The organism is Qipengyuania zhejiangensis (assembly GCF_035607565.1).
In the GTDB taxonomy this organism is placed as follows: Bacteria; Pseudomonadota; Alphaproteobacteria; order Sphingomonadales; family Sphingomonadaceae; genus Qipengyuania; species Qipengyuania zhejiangensis.
Window position 1 is genome coordinate 1 of sequence record NZ_JAYKGO010000008.1, and the last position, 2,273, is coordinate 2,273.

Sequence of the window (2,273 nt, forward strand, 5' to 3'; positions counted from 1 at the left end):
TTTAGCAAGGTAAAGTATTTGGGGGTCTTAGTTATGAACGCAGTAGTTATTGCTGTACTTGTTATGTTAGTTTTAAGTTTACTTAGAATAAATGTCGTTTTAGCATTAGTAATCGGTGCATTGGTTGGTGGTTTAACTGGTGGTTTAGATCTTGCAACGACGATTAATACTTTTACAAATGGATTAGGAGGTAACGCTACTGTTGCCCTTAGCTATGCTTTACTTGGGGGATTTGCCGTTGCCATTTCCAAAACAGGCTTACCAGAGGCGATTGTAAAGGGAGTATTTAAAATAGTCGGAAGTAAGGGAGATACGAAGAGAAAGGCGTTATCAAAGGCTTTACTTGTTTTATTAATATTAACAATCGCGATTTTCTCTCAGAATTTAATTCCTATTCATATTGCATTTATACCTATATTAATTCCACCGTTATTGAAAGTCTTAAATGAGCTTCAAATTGATCGCCGTGTCATTGCAGCTGTCATGACCTTTGGATTAACTGCACCTTACATTTTATTACCAGTGGGATTCGGAAAAATATTCCATGATACCTTAGAAATTAATATGTCTGATAGTGGTTTGAAGATTGATATAACTGATATTCCGAATGCCATGCTTATCCCTGTTGCTGGGATGTTAATTGGATTGTTAGTAGCCGTATTTTTTTCATACCGAAAACCAAGAAATTATAAAACTGTTGAAGTAGCTGATCAACAAATTGCACAACCATATACGACGAAAAGTGTTAGCTTTGCTATATTATCTGTACTTGTTTCATTAGCAGTTCAACTGTATTTATCCGAGGAACTTAAAGTGAATGGAATGATTTTTGGTGCATTGGCCGGAATTATAATTATATATATAAGTGGTGCCATGAAAACATCAGAGGCTGATGAGTTATTAACAAGTGGGATGAAGATGATGGCATTTATCGGATTTGTGATGATTACAGCTTCAGGATTTGCTTCTGTATTACGTGAAACAGGTGATGTAGAAAGCCTCGTTGAACAAGCCTCCAATGTAATTGGAAGTAATCAGTCATTAGCAGCCATCTCTATGCTTGTTGTAGGGCTATTAATTACAATGGGAATCGGCTCTTCATTCTCGACCATTCCTATCATTGCAACAATCTTTGTGCCGCTTTGTCTCCAATTAGGATTTAGTCCAATGGCGACGATCGCTATTGTTGGAACAGCAGCAGCCCTTGGAGATGCTGGTTCACCTGCATCGGATAGTACACTTGGACCAACTGCGGGATTAAATGTAGATGGACAACATAATCATATCTGGGATACTTGTGTTCCGACTTTTATTCATTATAATATTCCATTACTATTATTTGGATGGCTAGCAGCGATTATCCTTTAATCGTATTGAGTGTTACTCTTAAAACCCGCAGCCTGAATACACTTCGCTTTCCGTGGGCGAGAACTGAGCCTGTCTAGTTCCAGCGCCTGACTTTTATAGAAAAAAGTCAGTTTCCTAGCCCCTCGAGTCGCTTCGGTCTGTCAGTTGAAGTCAAAGAACGACTTCATCGGTCAGCCCTCCAGCGCTTGTCGGGGCTGAACAATGCGCCTACACTTTTCTATCTCCTCGTCGCAAGCTACTGCGGGGTCTCACCTGTCTCTTTACTCCCACAGGAGTCTATGTGTATTCAGGCCGCTAAGAACTACTTCTTGTACTTTGTATATTAAAAACAACAAAGTCTAGACATAAGTTGGAATTTTTAACAAAAAAGAATTAAAGGAATAACCATTAATATCTAGAATTATTATAATGAGTTAAAGTATTTATCACTAAAACTGCAAACGCTTTCTGATAAAAGGAGGAAATATCGATGACGAAGAAAAAGGCATTAATTTTTCAAGGTGGCTGGGACGGCCATGAACCAGTAGAAGTAGCTGGTATTTTGGGAGGGATTTTGGAGGAAGAAAATTTTGATGTGACTATTACTGACACATTAGAAACCTTACAAAACGAAGATTTGACAGCTTTTGATTTGATTATTCCAAACTGGACACAAGATACTATTACTGAAGATCAACTAAAGCCACTCCTTGCGGCGGTTGCAGCTGGAACTGGACTTGCAGGTTTGCATGGTGGAATGGGAGATAGCTTTAGAATGGCAGTAGACTATCAATTTATGGTGGGTGGACAGTGGGTAGCGCATCCAGGAAATGATGGAGTTACATACACAGTTAAGATAAACGACCCCAATCATCCTTTAACAGAAGGTATGGAAGATTTCACTGTGGTTTCTGAGCAATACTATA

2 protein-coding genes are annotated in these 2,273 nt (G+C 38.8%); both read left to right on the top strand.

Going from position 1 to position 2,273, the window contains the following annotated elements:
* On the top strand, positions 1 to 1,368 hold a 1,368-nt coding region (locus VR863_RS14875; protein ID WP_324829304.1), incomplete at its 5' end, for a Na+/H+ antiporter family protein.
* Between the two features lie 469 nt (positions 1,369 to 1,837).
* A partial coding sequence (locus VR863_RS14880; RefSeq protein ID WP_324829305.1) for a ThuA domain-containing protein occupies positions 1,838 to 2,273 on the top strand: 436 nt, incomplete at its 3' end.